The 3,304-nt window shown below is 51.1% G+C and carries 2 rRNA genes; both read right to left on the bottom strand.

The window, feature by feature from the left end:
* Nucleotides 1–46: 46 nt before the first annotated feature.
* Nucleotides 47–162 (bottom strand): 5S ribosomal RNA (gene rrf / locus JBE38_RS27495).
* 151 nt (nt 163–313) lie between these two features.
* Nucleotides 314–3,205, bottom strand: a 23S ribosomal RNA gene (locus JBE38_RS27490).
* Nucleotides 3,206–3,304: the final 99 nt, after the last annotated feature.

Below are 3,304 nucleotides of genomic sequence, written 5' to 3'. Positions count from 1 at the left end.
AAAACAAAACCCCATCTGCTTTCGCAAATGGGGTTTCGGAATTTAATCTTGACGATGACCTACTCTCACATGGGGAAACCCCACACTACCATCGGCGATGCATCGTTTCACTGCTGAGTTCGGGATGGGATCAGGTGGTTCCAATGCTCTATGGTCGTCAAGAAATTCGGGTACTGAATCGTAGCCAGTTGGCTTCGCTTCAGCAAATTGGGTATGTAATAGAAGTCGGTGTCTTGTGAGCGTCGAACTTTCGGTTCATAGCGTCTTCACACACCGCAATCTGGCCTTTCGACTCAAATTGCTTGGGTGTTATATGGTCAAGCCTCACGGGCAATTAGTATTGGTTAGCTCAACGCCTCACAGCGCTTACACACCCAACCTATCAACGTCGTAGTCTTCGACGGCCCTTCAGGGAACTCAAGGTTCCAGTGAGATCTCATCTTGAGGCTAGTTTCCCGCTTAGATGCTTTCAGCGGTTATCTATTCCGAACATAGCTACCCGGCAATGCCACTGGCGTGACAACCGGAACACCAGAGGTTCGTCCACTCCGGTCCTCTCGTACTAGGAGCAGCCCCTCTCAAATCTCAAACGTCCACGGCAGATAGGGACCGAACTGTCTCACGACGTTCTAAACCCAGCTCGCGTACCACTTTAAATGGCGAACAGCCATACCCTTGGGACCGGCTTCAGCCCCAGGATGTGATGAGCCGACATCGAGGTGCCAAACACCGCCGTCGATATGAACTCTTGGGCGGTATCAGCCTGTTATCCCCGGAGTACCTTTTATCCGTTGAGCGATGGCCCTTCCATACAGAACCACCGGATCACTAAGACCTACTTTCGTACCTGCTCGACGTGTCTGTCTCGCAGTCAAGCGCGCTTTTGCCTTTATACTCTACGACCGATTTCCGACCGGTCTGAGCGCACCTTCGTACTCCTCCGTTACTCTTTAGGAGGAGACCGCCCCAGTCAAACTACCCACCATACACTGTCCTCGATCCGGATAACGGACCTGAGTTAGAACCTCAAAGTTGCCAGGGTGGTATTTCAAGGATGGCTCCACGCAGACTGGCGTCCACGCTTCAAAGCCTCCCACCTATCCTACACAAGCAAATTCAAAGTCCAGTGCAAAGCTATAGTAAAGGTTCACGGGGTCTTTCCGTCTAGCCGCGGATACACTGCATCTTCACAGCGATTTCAATTTCACTGAGTCTCGGGTGGAGACAGCGCCGCCATCGTTACGCCATTCGTGCAGGTCGGAACTTACCCGACAAGGAATTTCGCTACCTTAGGACCGTTATAGTTACGGCCGCCGTTTACCGGGGCTTCGATCAAGAGCTTCGCGTTAGCTAACCCCATCAATTAACCTTCCGGCACCGGGCAGGCGTCACACCCTATACGTCCACTTTCGTGTTTGCAGAGTGCTGTGTTTTTAATAAACAGTCGCAGCGGCCTGGTATCTTCGACCGGCATGGGCTTACGGAGCAAGTCCTTCACCCTCACCGGCGCACCTTCTCCCGAAGTTACGGTGCCATTTTGCCTAGTTCCTTCACCCGAGTTCTCTCAAGCGCCTTGGTATTCTCTACCCAACCACCTGTGTCGGTTTGGGGTACGGTTCCTGGTTACCTGAAGCTTAGAAGCTTTTCTTGGAAGCATGGCATCAACCACTTCGTGTTCTAAAAGAACACTCGTCATCAGCTCTCGGCCTTAAGATCCCGGATTTACCTAAGATCTCAGCCTACCACCTTAAACTTGGACAACCAACGCCAAGCTGGCCTAGCCTTCTCCGTCCCTCCATCGCAATAACCAGAAGTACAGGAATATTAACCTGTTTTCCATCGACTACGCTTTTCAGCCTCGCCTTAGGGACCGACTAACCCTGCGTCGATTAACGTTGCGCAGGAAACCTTGGTCTTTCGGCGTGGGTGTTTTTCACACCCATTGTCGTTACTCATGTCAGCATTCGCACTTCTGATACCTCCAGCAAGCTTCTCAACTCACCTTCACAGGCTTACAGAACGCTCCTCTACCGCATCACTTACGTGATACCCGTAGCTTCGGTGTATGGTTTGAGCCCCGTTACATCTTCCGCGCAGGCCGACTCGACTAGTGAGCTATTACGCTTTCTTTAAAGGGTGGCTGCTTCTAAGCCAACCTCCTAGCTGTCTAAGCCTTCCCACATCGTTTCCCACTTAACCATAACTTTGGGACCTTAGCTGACGGTCTGGGTTGTTTCCCTTTTCACGACGGACGTTAGCACCCGCCGTGTGTCTCCCATGCTCGGCACTTGTAGGTATTCGGAGTTTGCATCGGTTTGGTAAGTCGGGATGACCCCCTAGCCGAAACAGTGCTCTACCCCCTACAGTGATACATGAGGCGCTACCTAAATAGCTTTCGAGGAGAACCAGCTATCTCCGAGCTTGATTAGCCTTTCACTCCGATCCACAGGTCATCCGCTAACTTTTCAACGGTAGTCGGTTCGGTCCTCCAGTTAGTGTTACCCAACCTTCAACCTGCCCATGGATAGATCGCCCGGTTTCGGGTCTATTCCCAGCGACTAGACGCCCTATTAAGACTCGCTTTCGCTACGCCTCCCCTATTCGGTTAAGCTCGCCACTGAAAATAAGTCGCTGACCCATTATACAAAAGGTACGCAGTCACAGAACAAAGTCTGCTCCCACTGCTTGTACGCATACGGTTTCAGGATCTATTTCACTCCCCTCTCCGGGGTTCTTTTCGCCTTTCCCTCACGGTACTAGTTCACTATCGGTCAGTCAGTAGTATTTAGCCTTGGAGGATGGTCCCCCCATATTCAGACAAAGTTTCTCGTGCTCCGTCCTACTCGATTTCATGACTAAGAGATTTTCGCGTACAGGGCTATCACCCACTATGGCCGCACTTTCCAGAGCGTTCCGCTAATCTCAAAGCCACTTAAGGGCTAGTCCCCGTTCGCTCGCCACTACTAAGGGAATCTCGGTTGATTTCTTTTCCTCAGGGTACTTAGATGTTTCAGTTCCCCTGGTTCGCCTCTTGCACCTATGTATTCAGTACAAGATAACCATCTTATGATGGCTGGGTTCCCCCATTCAGACATCTCCGGATCAAAGTCTGTTTGCCGACTCCCCGAAGCTTTTCGCAGGCTACCACGTCTTTCATCGCCTCTGACTGCCAAGGCATCCACCGTATGCGCTTCTTCACTTGACCATATAACCCCAAGCAATCTGGTTATACTGTGAAGACGACATTCGCCGAAAATTCGAATTTCTCAACTAAGAGAACTCACAAATTTTACCTTAGCCTGAT

The sequence above is a fragment of the Pseudomonas sp. ICBG1301 genome (assembly GCF_016918385.1).
Classification (GTDB): domain Bacteria; phylum Pseudomonadota; class Gammaproteobacteria; order Pseudomonadales; family Pseudomonadaceae; genus Aquipseudomonas; species Aquipseudomonas palleroniana.
Note: the sequence above shows the minus strand (reverse complement) of the source record. Positions and strands in the feature narration are given on the sequence as shown.